Source organism: Pseudomonas sp. Bc-h (assembly GCF_002080045.1).
Lineage (GTDB): Bacteria > Pseudomonadota > Gammaproteobacteria > Pseudomonadales > Pseudomonadaceae > Aquipseudomonas.
Genome location: NZ_MUIN01000001.1, coordinates 146,248 through 166,664, shown reverse-complemented (window position 1 = coordinate 166,664; position 20,417 = coordinate 146,248). Strand labels below are relative to the sequence as shown.

Here is a 20,417-nt window from a genome sequence, read left to right as displayed (position 1 = left end):
GGCATTTTCTCAGACACCAACGCAAAAGGCACGGTAAGTACCGTGCCTTTTGTCTATGGGGGCGATTTATCGCATGAACGCAGCGTCAGCCAACACCGCACAATGCCCGTGGGAGGGAGCTTGCTCGCGATTGCGGTCGATCAGCCAACAAAAATGCTGAATGTGGATCCGTCTTCGCGAGCAAGCTCCCTCCTACAGTTATTCGCGCCCCAAGTCTCAAGCCCAAGGCAGGAGTGCAGCTCAGACGCCCAGATAGTCCAGAATCCCCTCAGCCGCGTTACGGCCTTCGAAGATTGCAGTTACCACCAGGTCGGAACCGCGAACCATGTCGCCACCGGCGAAGATCTTCGGGTTGCTGGTCTGGTGCTTGAACTTGCCCTGCTCCGGGGCAACCACGCGACCCTGGCTGTCGGTGTCGATGTTGAACTGCTCGAACCACGGCGCTGGGCTTGGACGGAACCCGAAAGCGATGACCACAGCGTCGGCCGCGATGATCTCTTCGGAACCCGGAATCGGCTCGGGGCTGCGACGGCCACGGGCATCAGGCTCGCCCAGACGGGTCTCGACGACTTTCACGCCTTCGACCTTGTCTTCACCAACGATGGCGATCGGCTGACGGTTGTACAGGAACTTCACGCCTTCTTCCTTGGCGTTTTTCACTTCCTTGCGCGAACCTGGCATGTTCTCTTCGTCGCGGCGATAGGCGCAGGTAACGGCCTTGGCACCCTGACGGATCGAGGTACGGTTGCAGTCCATCGCGGTGTCACCACCGCCCAGCACCACGACCTTCTTGCCTTTCATGTCGACGAAGTCTTCCGGCGACTTTTCAAAGCCCAGGTTGCGGTTGACGTTGGCGATCAGGAAATCCAGCGCGTCGTGTACGCCTGGCAGGTCTTCACCCGGGAAACCACCCTTCATGTAGGTGTAGGTGCCCATGCCCATGAACACCGCGTCGTACTCTTCGAGCAATTGCTCGACCGTGACATCCTTGCCGACTTCGGTATTGAGACGGAACTCGATACCCATGCCGGTAAAGACTTCGCGACGGTTGCTCAACACGCTCTTCTCAAGCTTGAACTCAGGGATACCGAAGGTCAGAAGACCGCCGATTTCCGGGTTCTTGTCGAACACCACCGGGGTCACCCCACCACGCACCAGCACGTCGGCACAGCCCAGACCCGCAGGGCCGGCGCCGATGATCGCCACGCGCTTGCCGGTCGGCACCACGCGGGACATGTCCGGACGCCAGCCCATGGCGAACGCGGTATCGGTGATGTACTTCTCGACCGAACCGATGGTCACCGCACCGAAGCCGTCGTTGAGGGTGCACGCACCTTCACACAGGCGATCCTGCGGGCACACACGGCCGCAGACTTCCGGCAGGGTGTTGGTCTGGTGCGACAGCTCGGCGGCCGCGAGGATGTTGCCCTCCGACACCAGCTTGAGCCAGTTGGGAATGAAGTTATGCACAGGGCATTTCCATTCGCAGTACGGGTTACCGCAACCCAGGCAACGATGGGCCTGATCGGCCGATTGCTGGGGTTTGAAGGGCTCGTAGATTTCCACGAACTCTTTCTTGCGTTGCCGCAGCAGTTTCTTCTTCGGGTCTTTACGCCCGACATCGATGAACTGGAAGTCGTTACTCAGACGTTCAGCCATGTTTCAAACCTCTAATGGCAGCCTCAAGCTGCGAGCCCCAAGCTACAAGCTTGAGGCGATCAAATTTATTCCCGACACCGCGCACCGCTGTGGCTTGCAGCTTCAAACTTGCCGCTTGAAGCTGCCGCCAGCACTTATTGCGGATTCGCGCGGGTACTCGACAGCAAGGATTTGAGGTTGGCGGCCTTAGGCTTGACCAGCCAGAAGCGGCGCAGGTAGTCATCCAGGTTTTCCCAGAGATTACGGCCCCACTCGCTGTCGGTTTCCGTCACGTACTCGGCCAGAACACGCTCCAGGTGGCTGCGATAGGCTTCCATCGCTTCACCGCTGATGCGCTGGATTTCAACCAGTTCGTGGTTGACCCGGTCAACGAAAGTGTTGTCCTGGTCCAGCACGTAAGCGAAACCACCGGTCATGCCCGAACCGAAGTTGTAGCCGGTCTTGCCCAGAACGCAGACGAAACCGCCGGTCATGTATTCGCAGCAGTGATCGCCGGTGCCTTCCACCACGGTGTGGGCGCCAGAGTTACGTACAGCGAAACGCTCGCCCGCGGTTCCCGCAGCAAAAAGCTTGCCGCCGGTGGCACCGTAGAGGCAGGTGTTACCGATAATGGCGCTTTCCTGGGTTTTGAACGGGCTGCCTTTCGGCGGCACGATCACCAGCTTGCCTGCAGTCATACCCTTACCGACGTAGTCGTTGGCGTCGCCTTCCAAGTACATGTTCAGACCGCCGGCGTTCCACACCCCGAAGCTCTGACCGGCAGTGCCCTTGAAGCGGAACGTCACCGGAGCGTCGTTCATGCCCTGGTTGCCGTGCAGCTTGGCGATTTCGCCGGAAATCCGCGCGCCGATGGAACGGTCGCAGTTGCAGATATCCAGTGCGTAGTCGCCGCCGGATTTGGACTCGATGGCCGACTTGGCCATTTCGACCATCTTCTCGGCCAGTAGGCCTTTGTCGAACGGCGGGTTGCGATCCACCAGGCTGAACTGAGGCTTGTCGGCAGGAATGTGATCGCTGCCCAGCAGAGGCGTGAGGTCCAGATGCTGCTGCTTGGCAGTCTCGCCCGGCAGGATGTCCAGCAGGTCGGTACGGCCGATCAGCTCTTCCAGCGAACGCACGCCCAGTTTCGCCAGCCACTCGCGTGTTTCTTGAGCCACGTAGGTGAAGAAGTTGATCACCATGTCGACAGTGCCGATGTAGTGATCCTTGCGCAGCTTGTCGTTCTGGGTTGCAACGCCAGTGGCGCAGTTGTTCAGGTGGCAGATACGAAGGTATTTGCAGCCCAGCGCGATCATTGGCGCTGTACCGAAACCGAAGCTCTCGGCGCCGAGAATCGCAGCCTTGATCACGTCCAGGCCGGTTTTCAGACCACCGTCGGTCTGCACCCGGACCTTGCCGCGCAGATCGTTGCCGCGCAGGGTCTGGTGAGTTTCGGCCAGGCCGATTTCCCACGGAGCACCCGCGTATTTGATCGACGACAGCGGCGATGCACCGGTACCGCCGTCATAACCGGAAATGGTGATCAAGTCGGCGTAAGCCTTGGCAACACCGGCAGCGATGGTGCCGACGCCAGCTTCCGCTACCAGTTTGACCGAGACCAGCGCCGCCGGGTTGACCTGTTTCAGGTCGAAAATCAGCTGCGACAAGTCTTCGATCGAATAGATGTCGTGATGCGGCGGAGGCGAAATCAGGGTGACGCCCGGCACCGCGTAACGCAGCTTGGCGATCAGGCCGTTGACCTTACCGCCTGGCAGTTGACCACCCTCGCCCGGCTTGGCGCCTTGAGCGACCTTGATCTGCAGCACGTCGGCGTTGACCAGATACTCTGGCGTTACGCCGAAACGACCGGTCGCGATCTGTTTGATCTTGGAGCTGCGGATGGTGCCGTAGCGCGCAGGATCTTCACCGCCCTCACCGGAGTTGGAACGCGCGCCCAGGCGGTTCATCGCCTCGGCCAGCGCTTCGTGAGCTTCAGGCGACAACGCACCCAGCGAGATACCCGCCGAGTCGAAACGTTTGAGGATCGCTTCCAGTGGCTCGATGTCGTCAATCGACAGCGGAGTCTCAAGTTCCTTGACCTTGAACAGGTCCCGGATCATCGACACTGGACGGTTGTCCACCAGCGCGGTGTATTCCTTGAACTTGCTGTAGTCGCCCTGTTGCACCGCTGCTTGCAGCGTCGCCACAACGTCAGGGTTATACGCATGGTATTCGCCGCCGTAGACGAACTTCAGCAGGCCGCCTTGCTGGATCGGCTTGCGCGGGCTCCAGGCTTCTGCGGCCAGGGCTTTCTGCTCGTCTTCGATGTCGACGAAACGCGCACCCTTGATGCGGCTTGGCACGCCACGGAAGCTCAGGTCGCATACGGCCTCGGACAGCCCAATGGCTTCGAACAGCTGAGCGCCACGGTAGGACGCGATGGTCGAGATACCCATCTTCGACAGGATCTTGAGCAGGCCCTTGGTGATGCCTTTGCGGTAGTTCTTGAAGACTTCGTACAGATCGCCCAGCACTTCACCGGTGCGGATCAGATCGCCCAGCACTTCGTACGCCAGGAACGGGTACACCGCCGACGCACCAAAACCGATCAATACGGCGAAGTGATGCGGATCACGGGCAGTCGCGGTTTCGACCAGAATGTTGCTGTCGCAACGCAGGCCTTTTTCGGTCAGGCGGTGGTGAACCGCGCCGGTGGCCAGCGAAGCGTGGATAGGCAGTTTGCCCGGTGCGATGTGACGGTCGCTCAGCACGATCTGGGTACGACCGGCGCGCACGGCTTCTTCTGCCTGATCGGCGACATTGCGCACAGCAGCTTCAAGGCCGGTGGCTTCGTCATAGTTCAGGTCGATGATGGCGCGGTCGAAGCCTGGACGATCCAGGTTCATCAGCGAGCGCCATTTGGCCGGGGAAATGACCGGGGAGCTAAGAATCACGCGCGACGCGTGCTCAGGCGACTCCTGGAAGATGTTGCGCTCGGCACCGAGGCAGACTTCCAGCGACATGACGATGGCTTCACGCAGCGGGTCGATCGGCGGGTTGGTGACCTGCGCGAACTGCTGGCGGAAGTAATCGTAAGGCGTGCGCACACGGCGCGACAACACGGCCATTGGCGTGTCGTCACCCATGGAACCCACGGCTTCCTGACCTTGCTCGCCCAGCGGACGCAGGACCTGATCGCGTTCTTCGAACGTGACCTGGAACATCTTCATGTACTGCTTGAGCTGATCCGGGTTGTAGAACGCCGAACCGTGGTCGTGATCTTCCAGGGTTGCCTGGATGCGCAGGGCATTCTTTCGCAGCCACTGTTTGTACGGATGACGCGACTTCAGGCGGCTGTCAATGGCGTCGGTGTCGAGGATCTGGCCGGTTTCGGTGTCCACGGCGAAAATCTGACCCGGCCCTACGCGGCCCTTGGCGATGACGTCTTCCGGGGTGTAGTTCCACACGCCGATTTCCGAAGCCAGGGTGATGTAGCCGTTCTTGGTGGTGACCCAGCGCGCCGGACGCAGACCGTTACGGTCGAGCAGGCAGACGGCGTGGCGGCCTTCGGTCATCACGATACCGGCCGGGCCGTCCCACGGCTCCATGTGCATGGAGTTGAATTCATAGAACGCGCGCAGATCCGGGTCCATGGTTTCAACGTTCTGCCATGCAGGCGGCACGAGCATGCGCACACCACGGAACAGGTCGATGCCGCCGGTGACCATCAGCTCCAGCATGTTGTCCATGCTCGAGGAATCGGAGCCCACGCGGTTGACCAGCGGGCCCAGTTCGTCCAGGTCCATCAGTTCGTTGGTGAACTTGGTGCGACGGGCCTGCGCCCAGTTGCGGTTACCGGTGATGGTGTTGATCTCGCCGTTGTGGGCGAGGAAGCGGAATGGCTGAGCCAGTGGCCATTTCGGCAGGGTGTTGGTCGAGAAGCGCTGGTGGAACACGCAGATCGCGGTCTGCAGGCGCTCGTCGTTGAGGTCTGGATAGAATGCCGTGAGGTCACGCGGCATCATCAGGCCTTTATAGATGATGGTCTTGTGCGAAAAGCTGCAGATGTAGTGATCAGTGTCGGCGGCGTTGGATACCGATGAGCGACGGCGGGCACAGAACAGCTTGATCGCGAATTCCTGATCGCTCAGGCCTTCACCGCCGATGAACACTTGCTCGATCTTTGGCAGACGCTCAAGGGCCAGACGACCGAGCACGCTGGTGTCGATCGGCACTTCGCGCCAGCCGATCAGGGTCAGGCCCTCGGCGAGGATCTCACGATTCATGTTTTCGCGGGCGGCTTGAGCCTTGGCGTCATCCTGATTGAGGAAGACCATGCCCACGCAATACTGACGCGGCAGTTCGACGCTGAAGTGCTCTTTGGCCACAGCGCGCAGGAACATGTCGGGTTTTTGAATCAACAGCCCGCAACCGTCACCGGTCTTGCCGTCGGCGTTGATCCCACCACGGTGGGTCATGCAGGTCAGGGCTTCGATAGCCGTCTGCAACAGGTGATGACTGGGCTCGCCTTGCATATGGGCGATCAGGCCGAAACCACAGTTATCCTTGAATTCTTCTGGATGGTACAGACCTGCTTTCATAGACACATTCTCACCAGGCTGCCTCTTGCAGAGGCAAATTTCTTTTCAATTCAACCATTTACCGTCCACGCTGAACGTACGCCAGCTTTGCGGGAGCAAAAGGGAGGTCATTGTACACACCGACACAAAGCCTCACAAATTTAGCGACGAAACGTCGCAAATTTATGTCGCATTAATGAAAGGTTTTGAAGCGATTCTCGTGCTAGCCAGAGCTTTGTTGCGAGTCTGACCAAACACAACCCGAAATTCAATGTGTGTCTGAGACGCAGACACCGCAAGGCGCGCTGCTCATTGGCAGCACGCTCGAGCGTGAGTTCGGGGGAGCTAACCGAGCGACCCGGGTAGGGTCGCTACTGAATCAGCGAGCTGCGGCGAGTTCCTGTTGGATACTGCCGACAGTACGAGGCCAAGGTTTACCAGCCTGAACCTTCGCTGGCAAGACTTTGATAGCGGCGAGGGCCGCATTGCGGTCTGCGAAACTACCGTAAGTGACTACGTACAGCGGCTTGCCTTGCAGGGTTTTCTTGAAGTAGCGGTATTCCGCGCCCTGCTCTTTCACATAGCTCTGAGCGGTGGCTTCGGAGCTGGTGCCGAGGATCTGCACCACGTAATGGGTCGGCGCCTGACCGGCGTACCAGGTACCGCCAGCGGACGCTGGAGCAGCAGCCGGTTTGGCGGCAGACGCAGGGGCTGGCTTAGCGGTGGCCACCTGAGTCGGCGCTGGAGCAGGCTTGGCCGTAGGAGCCGGCGCAGGTTTAGCGGCAGGAGCCGGCGTCGGACGCGGTGTCGGAACCGGCGTCTGAGCCATGGCCGGAGCCGGACCTGCTGCTGCACCTGCTGGAGGCGCGGTGGTGGTGACGGTCGGTGGTTGCAGCGGCTGGTTGGCAGCCGCGCCGCCGTCTTCGCCGTCACCCTCGCCAGAGCCTGCGGCTTCGGCCAGAGGACCGCGCATCACCGGCTGCGAGTTACCGACCAACGGTAGCGGCATTGGCTGCGAATTACCGGCGAACTCAATGGCCGGGCCGCCGTTGTTCGACTGCTGCGCAGGCGCCTGACCCTGACCCAGTGGCAATTGCGCCTGGGAATTGGCGGGTGCTGTCGCAGGCGCGTTGTTGCGACCCGGAATCAACCAGGCAGCCAATACTGCAGCGACAACAACCCCACCCAAAGCCAACACGTGTTTCTTAGGCATTTTGAACCCCATACTTGGACGCTTTACCGCAGAGCGGCTGGCGATCATGGCTTCGATCATCGAGTCGCGCGCGACCTGGTTGATCGCACCCGGCCATCCGTTGGACTGTTCGTGAATATCGGTGATCTGCTCGGCACTGAACACCTCAATGCCTTGCCCTGCGCCATCAAGGCGCTGCGCCAGATATTCACGGGTTTCTTCTTCGGTATACGGTGCAAGCTCGATAACGTGGAAGCGTTCTTCTTCTGTACCGCTCTCGGCGCACAGCTGATCCAGGCGATCGATGATCGAAGCCTCGCCGAACAGGAAGACGTGCGGACGACCTTCCGGAGTGCCCGCCGCCAATCCCAACAACGCTTCGAGTGCGGATTCGCCGAGTTGTTCGGCATCGTCCACCAGGATGTAGACCTCCTGGCCAGTCAAAGCCAGTTGCACGACCTGCGACAGAATCGATTTCATTTCCGGCTGAGCGACGTTGAGCGCCTGAGCCACCTGGCGCAGTACGCCAGAAGCGTCACCGGCACCGCGGGCGGAAACCACCACACTTTGCACCGATTGCTTGTTGGTGCTCGCCACCAAAGCCTGGCGCAGCAAAGTCTTGCCGCTGCCATGAGGGCCGGTGACCAGCAACAGCAACTGGCTGTAGCGGGCGAGATGGTGCAATTGCCCAAGCACCGGTTTGCGCTGGGCAGGGAAGAACTTGAAGCCGGGGACCCGCGTGGCAAAGGGGTCATGACTCAATTGATAGTGACCGAGAAAGGCCTCATCGGCGTGCAAACTAGTCATGGATTTCTCATTAACCTCTAAGCTGATCCACCAAGGCGCGGTAGTCCGCGACCAGTGTGGCCTGTAGTACTTCTTTTGGATATTCGTCAGTCACCACCGCCTCGCCCATCCGGCGCAGCAGCACCAGGCGCAGCCGACCATCGATCACCTTCTTGTCCACCGCCATGTGCTCGAGGAAATGCTCAGGCGTCATGTCTTCAGGCGGCACCACCGGCAACCCGGCGTGCTGAAACAGGCGAATACCGCGATCTCGTTCCTGCTCGCTGATCCAGCCCAGGCGTGCGGACATTTCCAGTGCCATGACCGTTCCTGCAGCCACCGCCTCTCCATGCAGCCAAACGCCGTAGCCCATATGGGTTTCGATGGCATGGCCAAAGGTGTGGCCCAGATTCAGGGTGGCCCGAACGCCGGACTCCCGCTCATCGGCACCAACCACAGCAGCCTTGGCTGCGCAGGAGCGTTCGATAGCGGTAGTCAGCGCGACCTGATCCAGGCCACGCAGCTTGTCCATATTCTCTTCGAGCCATGTCAGGAACGGCTCGTCACATATCAGACCGTATTTGATGACCTCGGCAAGGCCTGCAGACAGCTCGCGTTCAGGCAGGGTGTTCAGGGACGCTGTGTCGATGAGTACCGCATTCGGCTGGTAGAACGCGCCGACCATGTTCTTGCCCAGCGGATGGTTGATCCCGGTCTTGCCGCCCACGGAAGAGTCCACCTGTGACAGCAGCGTGGTCGGAACCTGAATGAAATCTACGCCGCGCTGATAACAGGCCGCAGCAAATCCGGCCATATCGCCGATAACCCCGCCACCCAGCGCGATCACAGTGGTGCGACGGTCGTGGCGTGCGGTCAGGAGGGCATCGAAGATGAGTTGCAGGGTTTCCCAGTTCTTGAAGGCTTCGCCGTCGGGAAGGACGATCGGCAGGACGTTGTAACCAGCCAGCGACTTTGTCAGACGCTCGATGTACAGAGGAGCCACGGTAGCATTGGAAACGATCGCTACCTGCTTGCCGGCAATGTACGGCTTGAGCAGTTCGGGACGATCCAACAAGCCTTCGCCAATATGGATCGGATAGCTACGCTCGCCAAGCTCGACCTTAAGTGTCTGCATGTGTCCCCACACTGTTTCAACAATTGGATGCCTGTGCGCGCACTTTAAGGCTGCGACACCGGCTATGGCGCAAGGCCATTTGGCGACCCTGCTTTTTATGGTCGCCGAGGATAGCGCATTTCCGTCTGCGCTTTAACGGGGAGGAAGCTCGGCCAACAGCGCAAGGATGTCAAGAACGACCATCCGTGGTGGCCGCTCATCGGTTTCAATGATGACATCGGCGATTTCCCGGTACAGCGGATCACGAATCGCCAGCAGCTCGCGCAGTACCCGTGCCGGGTCTGCAGTGCGCAACAGCGGTCGGTTGCGATCCCGGGAAGTGCGCCCTACCTGCTGCTCTACCGAGGCATGCAGATAGACCACGCGACCACCGGCGTGCAACGCCCGACGGTTTTCTTCGCGCATGACCGCGCCACCGCCTGTCGCCAGCACCACACCATCGAAGCCGCAAAGCTCGGCGATCATGGCTTGTTCGCGATCACGAAAGCCCGCTTCACCTTCCTTGTCGAAGATCCACGGGATATTGGCGCCCGTTCGCAGTTCGATTTCCTTGTCGGAATCCTTGAACGGCAGTCGAAGCTCTTTGGCCAGCAGACGACCGATGGTGCTTTTACCAGCGCCCATCGGTCCCACAAGTATTAAATTTCGCACAGAATCAACGACTCACAGCAATCGCCTGGTTGTTCATGATACGCGGAGTGAGGAACACCAACAGCTCGGATTTTTTCTCCGAGACCACATCCCGCCGGAAAAGGCGGCCAACATACGGCACATCGCCCAAAAATGGCACCTTGTCGACGACTTTACTCTGCGTATTGGAGAACACACCACCAATTACGATGGTCTCGCCATCAGCAACCAGGACCTTGGCGTTGACTTCGTTCTTCTTGATCGGCGGCACGCCGAGCACCGTGTTCACGTAGTCAGGCTCGTCCTTGGTCACCTTCACTTCCATGATGATGCGGTTGTCCGGGGTAATCTGCGGGGTCACTTCCAGAGACAGCGACGCTTCCTTGAACGACACAGAGGTCGCGCCGCTGGAGCTGGCTTCCTGATACGGCACTTCCGTACCTTTCAGGATTTTCGCGGTTTCCTTGTCCGACGTGACGACCTTTGGCTGGGAAACCACTTCACCGTTGCCGGTCTTTTCCATCGCCGAAAGCTCGAGGTCAAGAATCGTGTTGTTGGTCAGGAAGCCCAAACCAATCGATGACGTCGGGTCGCTCACACCCATGTCCACAAAAGGACCGTTGGTGGCTGCAGCGCCAGTAACTGTACCGCTACCACCGGTGGTGAAGTTGCCGTGAGTGCTGGAGCCGCCCCAGCGCACACCGAGCGCCTTGTCGTAATCGACGTTGGCCTCGACGATGCGCGCCTCGATCATCACCTGACGGACCGGGATGTCCAGCTGGGAAACGATACGACGCAGCTCGTCCAGGCGGTCCTGAGTCTGGTAGGCAATGATGTTGTTAGTGCGTTCGTCGACAGTGATCGACCCGCGCTCATCGGTCTTCGACTCGCCACTGGTCACGGACTGGAAGAGCTTGGCGATGTCGGCAGCCTTGGCGTAGTTGACCTGCAGCAACTCACGACGCAGTGGCGCCAATTCGGAAATCTGCTTCAGCGACTCCAGCTCCTGGCGCTCGCGAGCGGCAATCTCGTCCGCAGGCGCGACCAGCAGCACGTTGCCGACCTTGCGCTTGTCCAGCCCCTTGGTCTTGAGCACCAGATCCAGGGCCTGATCCCAAGGCACATTTTGCAGGCGCAGCGTGATGCCGCCTTGAACGGTGTCACTGGCGACCAGGTTGAGGTTGGTGAAGTCCGCAATCAGTTGCAGCACCGAGCGCACGTCGATGTCCTGGAAGTTCAGCGACAGCTTTTCCCCGGTGTAGACCAGCTTCTCCGCATTGCGGCGCTCAAGGTCTTCAGTGGTCAGCGGACGCACGCTGATGGTCAGCTTGTTGTCAGCCTGGTAAGCGGAGTAGTCGAACGCGCCCGATGGCTCAATGGAAATGCTGGCCTTGTCACCGCTGACGCTGGAATTGACGAACTGCACGGGCGTGGCGAAATCCTTGACATCAAGGCGTACGCGCAGCGGATCGGGCAGTTGAGTCTTGGCGAAGTCGACGCGAATCTTGCCGCCCTGCTCTTGAATGTCCGGCGCGATACCCGGATCGCTCAGCTCGATGACGACATTGCCTTCACCCAGCTCGCCACGCTGGAAATCGACGTTTTTCACCGATCTGGGGCCCGGGGCATACGAGCGCGGGGCTGGCTTGGCCTGTGCGGCTTGTGCTGGCGGAACACTTACGCGAGGAGCGCCTTGGGCAGTGCTGGGTTGCGAACCCTGCGCAGCGGCAGCACCTTGACCCACGACCACGAACAGGTTGTTACCGTCGACTCGCGAACTGTAAGGCGCCAGCGTGGTGAGGTTGATGATCACGCGAGTGCGATCCTTGGCTTCAACCACCACGACACTGTGGGCGTTGCCCGACCCAAGGTCTCGGCTCTTGATCGCCAACTGACTGGTCACGCCCGGCAGATCCAGCGCGATACGCGCCGGCTGTTCGGTGGTGTAGCCGCGGGGAGCCGCCACCGGACCGTCAAAGGACAGTTTCAACTCGACCCGATCCCCCGGCAATGCGGCGACATCCAGCGTCTTGAGGTTGGCCGCCTGGAGAATCGGTGAAAGCATCGCCATCCCTAGCGACACGCCGATAATCGAAAGAATCCTGTTCATGTTCACATTCCACCACTGTGCAGATCCGAAGGTGTATCGCTTGCTTGTCGTCTTCATGAGCGTTCTTTCAGGGAAATGCTGCGCGGCCGCTCAAGCCACGCTCCCTCTCCATCAGGCACGATTTCGATGACCTGCACCGCCGACTCGGTAATGCCGACGATCCGCCCGTCGTTGCGGCCCAGATAATCACCCACCTTGACCCGGTGAACCCCTCCGGCACCACGCAGCAAGGCGAACATACCGGTTTCGTTGCTCAATGTGCCGACCATTTCGAAACCATCGATATTGAACCCTTCCAGGAACTGCTTGACCCGCGTCGGATCGGGCTGAACCAGACGCGTGCCTTTCTGGCGGTTGACCAGATCGACCTTGATCGGCGGCTGGAACGGGCTGCGCAAACTCGCTGCCGCGTAGGTAAAGGCTTCGTATGGCCGAAACTTGGGCATCGGCTCGATGTTCCCCGTCGGCCGCGCCCGCACTTCAGCCATGAACTGCTTCAAATCGTCGAAATCGTTCGAACCGTCACACCCTGCCAACCCCATCAGCGTCACGCCGATGCACAACCAATGCACGGCCCTCATTTCGCCTGTCCTTTGTTGTCAGTGCCTTGAAGCCCCTTGTCGTTGTAGCGATAGGTTTTGGCGAGAATGCTCATGCGCAGTTTTCCAGGGGACTTGGCGTCCACCGGTTTGATTTCGAAATCATGCAGCGTGACGATCCGCGGCAGGCTGGCAACACCGCTGACGAACGTCGCAAGGTCGTGGTAAGCGCCGGTAACCGTGATCTGGATCGGCAGCTCGATGTAAAACTGCTGAGCCGATTCGGGCAACAGCTTGATCTCTTCGAATTCAAGCCCGCTGCCGAGACCGGTGCGGGTGATGTCCTCCAGCAAACCAGGCACTTCGGTGTCACCGGGCAGTTGCCGCAGCAGCGCGCCGAAGGTGTTTTCCATCTCCACCATCTGGGTCTTGTAAGCGTTCAGGTTCGCCGCTTGAAACGCCTTGTTGGAGAACTGCTCCTTCAACGTCGCTTCATCATTACGCGCCTGATCCAGCTGGGTTTGCATGTCCTGTATGTAGAAAAAGTATCCGCCCGCCAACACAAGCACCATCAACAAGGCGCCAGCGATGGCTTTCACCGCCGCGGGCCATGAGCCGAGGTTGTTGACGTCCAGGTCGTTGATGTCGATCTTGCGCAGGCTGTCCAGCCATTCATTCACATTCATGGCTTGGCTCCATCTACAGCGGGCTGCGTCTGACGCACGGTCAACTGGAAGGTATTGGACTGGTCCACCGCCCCAGCCGTGTTTGCCTTCACCTCTGTCAGACTCGGCGCTTCCAGCCAGTCAGATGCATCCAGATTACGCAACAGATCCGACACCCGATTGTTCGACTCGGCAGCCCCGGAAATGCTGATGAGTTTGTCGGTCATCTTCACTTCGTTGAAATACACGCCATCCGGCAAGGTTCGCGCCAGTTGATCGAAGATACGGCCGATGATCGGCCGGTTGCCTTGCAAGTCCTGAATGATCTTCATCCGTTCCAGCAACTGCTTGCGACGCGCCTTGAGTTCGCTGATTTCCTTGATGCGAGCGTCAAGCTGGACGATCTCAGTCTTGATGAACTGGTTGCGCGCATTCTGATGGTTGATTGCGCTGGTCAAATACTGATCAGCCAGCAGAATGGTGCCGATACCGGCGACAAGGACGCCGACGAGTGCGATCAGGAAGCGTTTTTTTCGCTCTTCGCGCTGCTTTTCGCGCCAAGGGAGTAAGTTGATCCGTGCCATTAGTCGAAGCTCCTCAAAGCCAGACCGCAAGCGATCATCAATGCCGGTGCGTCACTGGCCAACGCGCCAGCGTTGACCTTCGCGCTCAATGCCATGTCGGCAAACGGGTTGGCGACCATGGTGGGCGTGCCGAGACGCTCCTGAATCAACCGGTCGAGTCCGGCAATGGATGCCGTCCCCCCTGCGAGCATGATGTAGTCCACGCGGTTGTACTGACCGGCGGCAAAGAAGAACTGCAGCGAGCGGGACACCTGTTGAACCACGGCGTCCTTGAAGGGCTGCAGGACTTCCAGTTGGTAGTCGTCCGGCAAACCGCCCTGCTTTTTCGCAAGGCCGGCCTCGCCCAGAGACAAGCCGTAGCGACGCTGGATCTCTTCAGTCAGCTGGCGTCCGCCGAACAATTGCTCGCGGGTATAGATGATGCGGCCGTTGTGCAGCACGCTGAGGGTGGTCATGGTGGCGCCGATGTCGATCACTGCCACGGTCAGTTGCTCGTGGTCCTGACCGAGTTGCGCCGACAACAGGCCGAATGAGCGCTCAAGGGCATAGGCTTCGACGTCGACCACACGCGCCGTCAGACCGGCCAGCGCCAGCGCCGCCTCACGCACCTCGACGTTTTCCTTGCGACAGGCAGCAAGCAGCACTTCGACGCGCTCGGGATTGCGCGCCGAATAACCTTGCACCTCGAAATCGATGGCAACTTCTTCCAGCGGATAGGGAATGTACTGGTCGGCTTCGATCTTGAGCTGGTTTTCCATCTCGTCATCGGAAAGGCCGGCATCCATCTCGATGGTCTTGGTAATAACCGCAGAACCTGCGACCGCAACCGCCGCGATTTTGACGTTACTTTTGGCTTTGACCAATACTCGCGTCAAAGCATTGCCGACGCCTTCAAGCTCCGCGATGTTCTTCTCGACCACTGCGTTCACCGGCAGTGGCTCGACCGCGTAGGACTCGACCTTGTAACGGGTACCGGAACGACTCAATTCAAGGAGTTTTACCGAGGTGGAGCTAATATCGATCCCTAGAAGGGTATTGGCCTTCTTACTGAAGAGTTCGAACACAACCGATTCCCTATGCGTTTCCGTCACTTACGGATATTTTTTTGTCCAAAGCCACTGTCGGCAGCCTTGACAGTAGCGCAAATAACGCTCGGCGACGAAAAATGCTTATAATGCCCAGCGTTTTTTTCGTGTAGCAAAGCTTCAAGGCGTGTTCATTTGTAAATGCCTGCGCTTAACCCATTCTTTTTTCTGGAAATCCAAAAGCCTTGATACGCCTGCTGAAGTTTTTCTGGTGGTCCTTCGTCGCTATCGTCTGCGGGCTGCTGCTCGGTTTGAGCGGTGCCTTCCTTTACCTGTCGCCGAATCTGCCTTCAGTCGACGCGCTGCGCAACATCCAGCTGCAGATACCGCTGCGCGTGTTCAGCAGCGACGGCAAGCTGATTGCCGAGTTCGGCGAAATGCGCCGCTCTCCGATCCGTTTCGCCGACATTCCACCCAATTTCATTCACGCCCTGCTGTCTGCCGAAGACGATAACTTCGCCAACCACTATGGCGTGGACCCCAGCAGCCTGATGCGCGCCGCCAGCCAACTGGTCAAAAGCGGTCACATTCAGTCCGGCGGCTCGACTATCACCATGCAGGTTGCGAAGAACTACTTCCTGACCAGCGAGCGCAGCTTCTCACGTAAAACCACCGAGATTCTTCTGGCCTTGCAAATCGAGCGCCAACTTACCAAGGACGAGATTCTCGAGCTCTACGTCAACAAGATCTACCTGGGTAACCGGGCCTATGGTATCGAGGCTGCGGCGCAGGTTTATTACGGCAAATCCATCCGCGATCTGAGTGTTGCGCAGATGGCCATGATTGCCGGGCTGCCGAAAGCGCCGTCACGATTCAACCCACTGGCCAACCCGGTGCGCGCCAAAGAGCGCCGCGACTGGATTCTGGGCCGCATGTTCAAACTGGGCAAAATCGACCAGAACACTTATCAAACTGCTCTGGCCGAGCCGATCAACGCCAGCTATCACGTTCAGAGCCCTGAAGTGAACGCGCCGTACATCGCTGAAATGGCCCGTGCCGAGATGGTCGGCCGCTACGGCAGCGAAGCCTACACAGAAGGCTTCCGCGTAACCACTACTGTGCCAAGCGATCGTCAAGAAGATGCGAACAAAGCGGTGCAGGATGGCCTGATCGAATACGACCAGCGCCACGGCTATCGCGGGCCTGAAAGCCGCTTCCCGGGCCTGACCCGCGACGCTTGGGCACAGGAATTGACCAAGCAGCGTCCGATCAGCGGTCTGGAGCCGGCCATCGTCAGCCAGGTCGACAAGAACGGTATTCACGTTCTGACCCGCAACGGCGAGAAGGAAGAAACCGTCGCCTGGGACAGCATGAAGTGGGCAAAAGCCTTCTTGAACACCAACAGCGTCGGCCCCAATCCGAAGCAGCCATCCGACGTCGCCCATGTCGGCGATCTGGTGCGCCTGCAGCGTCAGCCTGATAACTCGCTCAAATTCAGCCAGATCCCGCAAGCACAGAGCGCGCTGGTTTCTCTGGACCCTAAAAACGGTGCGATTCGCGCACTGGTCGGCGGTTTTGCCTTCGAACAGAGCAACTACAACCGCGCCATGCAGGCCAAGCGTCAACCGGGCTCCAGCTTCAAACCGTTCCTTTATTCGGCCGCACTGGACAGCGGCTATACCGCCGCGAGCCTGGTAAACGACGCGCCGATCGTGTTCGTTGACGAAGCCATCGACAAGGTCTGGCGTCCGAAGAACGACACCGGCACGTTCCTCGGCCCGATCCGCCTACGCGAGGCGCTGTACAAGTCGCGCAACCTGGTGTCGATCCGCCTGCTGCAAAGTCTGGGGGTCAACACGGCAATCAACTACATCACTCGCTTTGGCTTCAACAAAGCAGATCTGCCGCCGAACCTGTCGCTGGCCCTGGGTACGGCAACGCTGACGCCGATGGAAATCGTCAGCGGCTGGAGCACCTTCGCCAACGGCGGCTACAAGATCAGCCCATACCTGATCGACAAGATCGAGGATCGCGAAGGCAAGACGCTCTTCGTCGCCAACCCGCCGACCGTACCGGCCAACGACCCGAACCCGAAAGCCGTCAGCGAAAAAGCAGTCAGTGATGCGTCGACCTTTGCCGCCCCGGAAACCCCGGCACTGACCGCCAACACTGTGCCAAACGCGCTTGACACCAATGGCGTACCACCCGCCCCCGCGGTGGCGGAGCGCATTGTCGACGGTCGCACCACGTACATTCTTAACAGCATGCTGCAGGACGTGATCAAGCGCGGCACAGGCCGCCGTGCACTGGCAATGAATCGTCCGGACATCGCCGGCAAGACCGGTACCACCAACGACTCCAAAGACGCCTGGTTCTCCGGCTACAACGGCGACTACGTGACCACGGTCTGGACCGGGTTCGACCAGCCTGAAAGCCTGGGCCGTCATGAGTTCGGCGGGACCGTCGCGCTACCGATCTGGATGAGCTACATGAGTGCCGCGCTCAAGGACAAACCGCCGCACGTCCAGCCCGAGCCTGATGGCATCCTGAGCCTGCGAATCGACCCGGTCAGTGGCCGCTCTGCAACGCCAAGCACGGCCGGAGCGTTCTTTGAGCTATTCAAGAGCGAAGACACACCGCCTAGCGTGAACGAACTGAACGGCAGCCCGGCACCAGGCAGTCCGCTCCCTGCGGACGAATCTGCGCCAATCGATCTGTTTTAAAGGCAGCTACGAGCACCAAGCTGCAAGCCGCAAGTAACAGCCGCACCCGCGAACGCTTTTACTTGCAGCTTGCGACTTACAACTTGAAGCTGCTGCACAAAAAAACCGGCTCTCAGGCCGGTTTTTTTGTGGAGCAGTGACTGCCTTTATCCGTTAAACACATCATCCACGCTTTTCAGCGGGTAGTGTTTCGGATACGGCTGGGTAGCCACGCCGGTCGCGATGGCGGCCTTGGCAACGGCATCGGAGATCAGACCAAGCAAGCGCGCGTCCATTGGCTTCGGAATGATGTACTCACGGCCGAATTCCAATTTGATGCCGCCGTAGGCGTCGCAGACTTCCTGAGGCACTGGCAATTTGGCCAGTTCACGCAGAGCGTTGGCTGCTGCGATCTTCATTTCTTCGTTGATGCGCTTGGCGCGAACGTCCAGGGCACCACGGAAGATGAACGGGAAGCCCAGCACGTTGTTGACCTGGTTCGGGTAGTCCGAACGGCCGGTCGCCATGATCACGTCGTCGCGAGTGGCGTGAGCCAGCTCCGGCGAGATTTCCGGATCGGGGTTCGAGCACGCGAACACGATCGGGTTCGCAGCCATGGATTTCAGGCCTTCAGCGCTCAGCAGGTTAGGACCCGACAGACCCACGAATACGTCAGCACCATCCAGTGCGTCGGCCAGGGTGCGCTTGTCAGTCGCGTGAGCGAATTGCGCCTTGTACTGGTTCAGATCGGAACGGCCGGAGTGAACCACGCCATTGCGGTCGATCATGAAGATGTTTTCGATCTTCGCGCCCATGCTCACCAGCAATTTCATGCAGGAGATGGCCGCAGCACCGGCGCCCAGGCAGACGATTTTCGCGTCGCTCAGGGTTTTGCCAGCGATTTCCAGTGCGTTGATCATGCCGGCCGCAGTAACGATCGCGGTGCCGTGCTGGTCATCGTGGAAAACCGGAATGTCGCACTGCTCGATCAGCGCCTTTTCGATCTCGAAGCACTCAGGTGCCTTGATGTCTTCCAGGTTGATGCCGCCGAAAGTGATGGAGATACGTTTGACGGTGTCGATGAACGCCTGCGGGCTTTCCGAATCGACTTCGATGTCGAATACATCGATACCGGCGAAGCGCTTGAACAGCACACCTTTACCTTCCATTACCGGCTTGGAAGCCAGCGGGCCGAGGTTGCCCAGGCCGAGGATCGCGGTGCCATCGGAGATGACCGCGACAAGGTTGCCTTTGCCGGTGTACTTGTAAGCGAGTTCAGGATCGCGTGCGATTTCACGCACAGGCTCAGCGACGCCCGGGCTGTACGCCAGCGACAGATCACGAGCTGTCGCGGTGGCTTTGGTGAGTTCGACGCTCAGTTTCCCAGGGCGAGGGTTGGCGTGATATTCGAGAGCGGCAGTTTTCAAATCTGACATGTGGGCATTCCGCTTTTTTGCTGTTGGACAGACGGACGAACGAGCATACGCAAGTCAGAAAGTCCTAACAAGACTGCCGAGTCACCTGTGTCAAGGGGCCGCATCTAAGACTTTCAGCGTAGAGCCACGAAATACAAGGCCTGCACTGAAAACAATATAGCCTGAAAAATGTCTACAATTTTATCTGGATGTTGTATTCAACATCGCTGAATGGGTAATTGGCATCATCCAGCGCACCTGACCCGATTTAAGGCCGCCGCGACGAGAACGATCTACCACCCACCCGCGAGCTTCGACCTTGCGGCCCTTCAGACGCTGAAGTGAAGCGAGGTCGAATTGACTGACCAGATTGGGGGCGATGCGCAGCACCAGTGAGTTCTGAAATTCGATCCAGACGCCACCACCGTTGCGCTGCACATTGCTGACCTCGCCAGACACCACGGCAAAGCCGCCCGTGTCGATTTGATCCGGCGACTGCACCGGCGAATTGCGCCACAGCCCCAACCCGGCCTGACGAGCAGTCTTTTCCGCCGCCTGCTGGCAATCGACCAGCGCGACGTTGGGCGACACCGCCACCAGATAGCCCAGACCTTCAGCGAGCAGTTGCGCTTCCAGGTTGGCACCATTGCGCCCGTAGAGATTGGCCAGCGTTCGGCCATAGTGATCGGTGGCCTGCTCACCGACACCTACGCTGACCTGCCCATCACTCTCATCGACCAACGCTTGCAGACGACGCTTGGCGGCTTCGGCAAACGGCTGCGCGGACTGACCTTTTTTGCCAGTTTCTGGCGCATTGAGGCCAATCATGCGCACGCTGCGCCCATCGCTCAATCGCACGGTGTCGCCGTCGACCACGCGTTGAACCTGGGAAACAGGCAGAGAAGCAGGTGCCGGACACAGCGCCTGAGCCGAGGAGAGCCAAATCGCAGACATAAAAAAGGCGCCCGCAAGGGACGCCTTCTTGAGCAGCCTGGAGTAGCTCGGGGAGCGATCCAGAAAATCCACTCTTACTTCGCTTTGGTTGCGCCGAACGCACCGAAACGCGACTTGAACTTGTCGACGCGACCGCCAACGTCCAGAGTCTTTTGCTTACCGGTGTAGAACGGGTGGCACTCGTTGCAAACGTCCAGGCTCAGAGGCTTGGCCAGGTTGGAACGGGTGTGGATGACGTTGCCGCAGCTGCAGGTCGCAACGACGTCTTCGTAAACTGGATGGATATCAGCTTTCATCGGTATTTCCTCAGGCTAGCGTGCCGCCACCCAACACTATTGTTGAATACCGCACGGAATTAGGCCGCGCATATTAACAGAGAGTGCAAATGACGCAAGCGAACGTTACTGCCGGTCGTCTGCTAAGATCGCGCCTTGGTCATACTCCGTAACAGGAAATCCCCCG

The 20,417-nt window shown here is 59.2% G+C and carries 14 protein-coding genes; 1 reads left to right on the top strand and 13 read right to left on the bottom strand.

The features are described from left to right. Nucleotides 1–240 precede the first annotated feature (240 nt). The 10 genes from BWR59_RS00755 to BWR59_RS00705 form a co-directional block, all read right to left on the bottom strand. The gene (locus BWR59_RS00755) at nucleotides 241–1,659 is read right to left on the bottom strand and encodes an FAD-dependent oxidoreductase (protein ID WP_081563738.1); all 1,419 of its coding nucleotides are present in this window, start codon (nucleotides 1,657–1,659) and stop codon (nucleotides 241–243) included. 134 nt (nucleotides 1,660–1,793) lie between these two features. After that, nucleotides 1,794–6,239 carry a glutamate synthase large subunit gene (gltB, locus tag BWR59_RS00750; protein WP_081563737.1) on the bottom strand — a complete coding sequence of 1,482 codons (4,446 nt, stop codon included), beginning with the start codon at nucleotides 6,237–6,239 and terminating at the stop codon, nucleotides 1,794–1,796. Nucleotides 6,240–6,597: 358 nt separating this feature from the next. Beyond that, the gene (locus tag BWR59_RS00740) at nucleotides 6,598–8,217 is read right to left on the bottom strand and encodes an AAA family ATPase (RefSeq protein ID WP_081563736.1); all 1,620 of its coding nucleotides are present in this window, start codon (nucleotides 8,215–8,217) and stop codon (nucleotides 6,598–6,600) included. A gap of 10 nt (nucleotides 8,218–8,227) precedes the next feature. Continuing rightward, nucleotides 8,228–9,331, bottom strand: a complete 1,104-nt coding sequence (gene aroB, locus BWR59_RS00735) for a 3-dehydroquinate synthase (RefSeq protein WP_081563735.1) — start codon at nucleotides 9,329–9,331, stop codon at nucleotides 8,228–8,230. Between the two features lie 132 nt (nucleotides 9,332–9,463). Beyond that, a complete protein-coding gene (gene aroK / locus BWR59_RS00730; RefSeq protein ID WP_081563734.1) occupies nucleotides 9,464–9,982 on the bottom strand; it encodes a shikimate kinase AroK in 519 nt (172 codons plus the stop codon). Nucleotides 9,983–9,986: 4 nt separating this feature from the next. Next, complete coding sequence (pilQ, locus tag BWR59_RS00725; protein ID WP_081563733.1) at nucleotides 9,987–12,071, bottom strand: type IV pilus secretin PilQ; 2,085 nt, start codon at nucleotides 12,069–12,071, stop codon at nucleotides 9,987–9,989. Between the two features lie 53 nt (nucleotides 12,072–12,124). Continuing rightward, the gene (pilP, locus tag BWR59_RS00720) at nucleotides 12,125–12,652 is read right to left on the bottom strand and encodes a type 4a pilus biogenesis lipoprotein PilP (RefSeq protein ID WP_081563732.1); all 528 of its coding nucleotides are present in this window, start codon (nucleotides 12,650–12,652) and stop codon (nucleotides 12,125–12,127) included. Beyond that, complete coding sequence (pilO, locus tag BWR59_RS00715; RefSeq protein ID WP_081563731.1) at nucleotides 12,649–13,296, bottom strand: type 4a pilus biogenesis protein PilO; 648 nt, start codon at nucleotides 13,294–13,296, stop codon at nucleotides 12,649–12,651. The genes pilP and pilO overlap by 4 nt, the downstream gene beginning before the upstream one ends. After that, nucleotides 13,293–13,859 carry a PilN domain-containing protein gene (locus tag BWR59_RS00710; RefSeq protein ID WP_081563730.1) on the bottom strand — a complete coding sequence of 189 codons (567 nt, stop codon included), beginning with the start codon at nucleotides 13,857–13,859 and terminating at the stop codon, nucleotides 13,293–13,295. Before BWR59_RS00710 ends, pilO begins: the two co-directional genes overlap by 4 nt. Further along, a complete protein-coding gene (locus BWR59_RS00705; RefSeq protein ID WP_081563729.1) occupies nucleotides 13,859–14,923 on the bottom strand; it encodes a pilus assembly protein PilM in 1,065 nt (354 codons plus the stop codon). Before BWR59_RS00705 ends, BWR59_RS00710 begins: the two co-directional genes overlap by 1 nt. 206 nt (nucleotides 14,924–15,129) lie before the next feature. Between BWR59_RS00705 and BWR59_RS00700 the strand changes: the two genes are divergently transcribed. After that, nucleotides 15,130–17,607: a penicillin-binding protein 1A gene (locus BWR59_RS00700; RefSeq protein WP_081563728.1), complete on the top strand. Its 2,478-nt coding sequence runs from the start codon at nucleotides 15,130–15,132 to the stop codon at nucleotides 17,605–17,607. 146 nt (nucleotides 17,608–17,753) lie between these two features. Here BWR59_RS00700 and BWR59_RS00695 read toward each other — a convergent pair whose 3' ends face one another. The 3 genes from BWR59_RS00695 to rpmE form a co-directional block, all read right to left on the bottom strand. Continuing rightward, nucleotides 17,754–19,022 carry a malic enzyme-like NAD(P)-binding protein gene (locus BWR59_RS00695; RefSeq protein ID WP_081563727.1) on the bottom strand — a complete coding sequence of 423 codons (1,269 nt, stop codon included), beginning with the start codon at nucleotides 19,020–19,022 and terminating at the stop codon, nucleotides 17,754–17,756. Nucleotides 19,023–19,202: 180 nt separating this feature from the next. After that, on the bottom strand, nucleotides 19,203–19,955 hold the full coding sequence (locus BWR59_RS00690; protein ID WP_081563990.1) for a thermonuclease family protein: 753 nt from the start codon (nucleotides 19,953–19,955) through the stop codon (nucleotides 19,203–19,205). 74 nt (nucleotides 19,956–20,029) lie between these two features. Further along, nucleotides 20,030–20,251 (bottom strand): 50S ribosomal protein L31, encoded by a 222-nt coding sequence (gene rpmE, locus BWR59_RS00685; protein ID WP_062379238.1) that lies wholly within the window; start codon nucleotides 20,249–20,251, stop codon nucleotides 20,030–20,032. Nucleotides 20,252–20,417: the final 166 nt, after the last annotated feature.

Bases quoted from the DNA above. Each gene is read 5' to 3' on its own strand.
- BWR59_RS00755 (WP_081563738.1), bottom strand. From the start codon at position 1,659: ATGGCTGAACGTCTGAGTAACGACTTCCAGTTCATCGATGTCGGGCGT.
- pilP (WP_081563732.1), bottom strand. From the start codon at position 12,652: ATGAGGGCCGTGCATTGGTTGTGCATCGGCGTGACGCTGATGGGGTTG.
- BWR59_RS00690 (WP_081563990.1), bottom strand. From the start codon at position 19,955: ATGTCTGCGATTTGGCTCTCCTCGGCTCAGGCGCTGTGTCCGGCACCT.
- BWR59_RS00695 (WP_081563727.1), bottom strand. From the start codon at position 19,022: ATGTCAGATTTGAAAACTGCCGCTCTCGAATATCACGCCAACCCTCGC.
- pilO (WP_081563731.1), bottom strand. From the start codon at position 13,296: ATGAATGTGAATGAATGGCTGGACAGCCTGCGCAAGATCGACATCAAC.
- aroB (WP_081563735.1), bottom strand. From the start codon at position 9,331: ATGCAGACACTTAAGGTCGAGCTTGGCGAGCGTAGCTATCCGATCCAT.
- rpmE (WP_062379238.1), bottom strand. From the start codon at position 20,251: ATGAAAGCTGATATCCATCCAGTTTACGAAGACGTCGTTGCGACCTGC.
- BWR59_RS00710 (WP_081563730.1), bottom strand. From the start codon at position 13,859: ATGGCACGGATCAACTTACTCCCTTGGCGCGAAAAGCAGCGCGAAGAG.
- pilQ (WP_081563733.1), bottom strand. From the start codon at position 12,071: ATGAACAGGATTCTTTCGATTATCGGCGTGTCGCTAGGGATGGCGATG.
- gltB (WP_081563737.1), bottom strand. From the start codon at position 6,239: ATGAAAGCAGGTCTGTACCATCCAGAAGAATTCAAGGATAACTGTGGT.
- BWR59_RS00740 (WP_081563736.1), bottom strand. From the start codon at position 8,217: ATGACTAGTTTGCACGCCGATGAGGCCTTTCTCGGTCACTATCAATTG.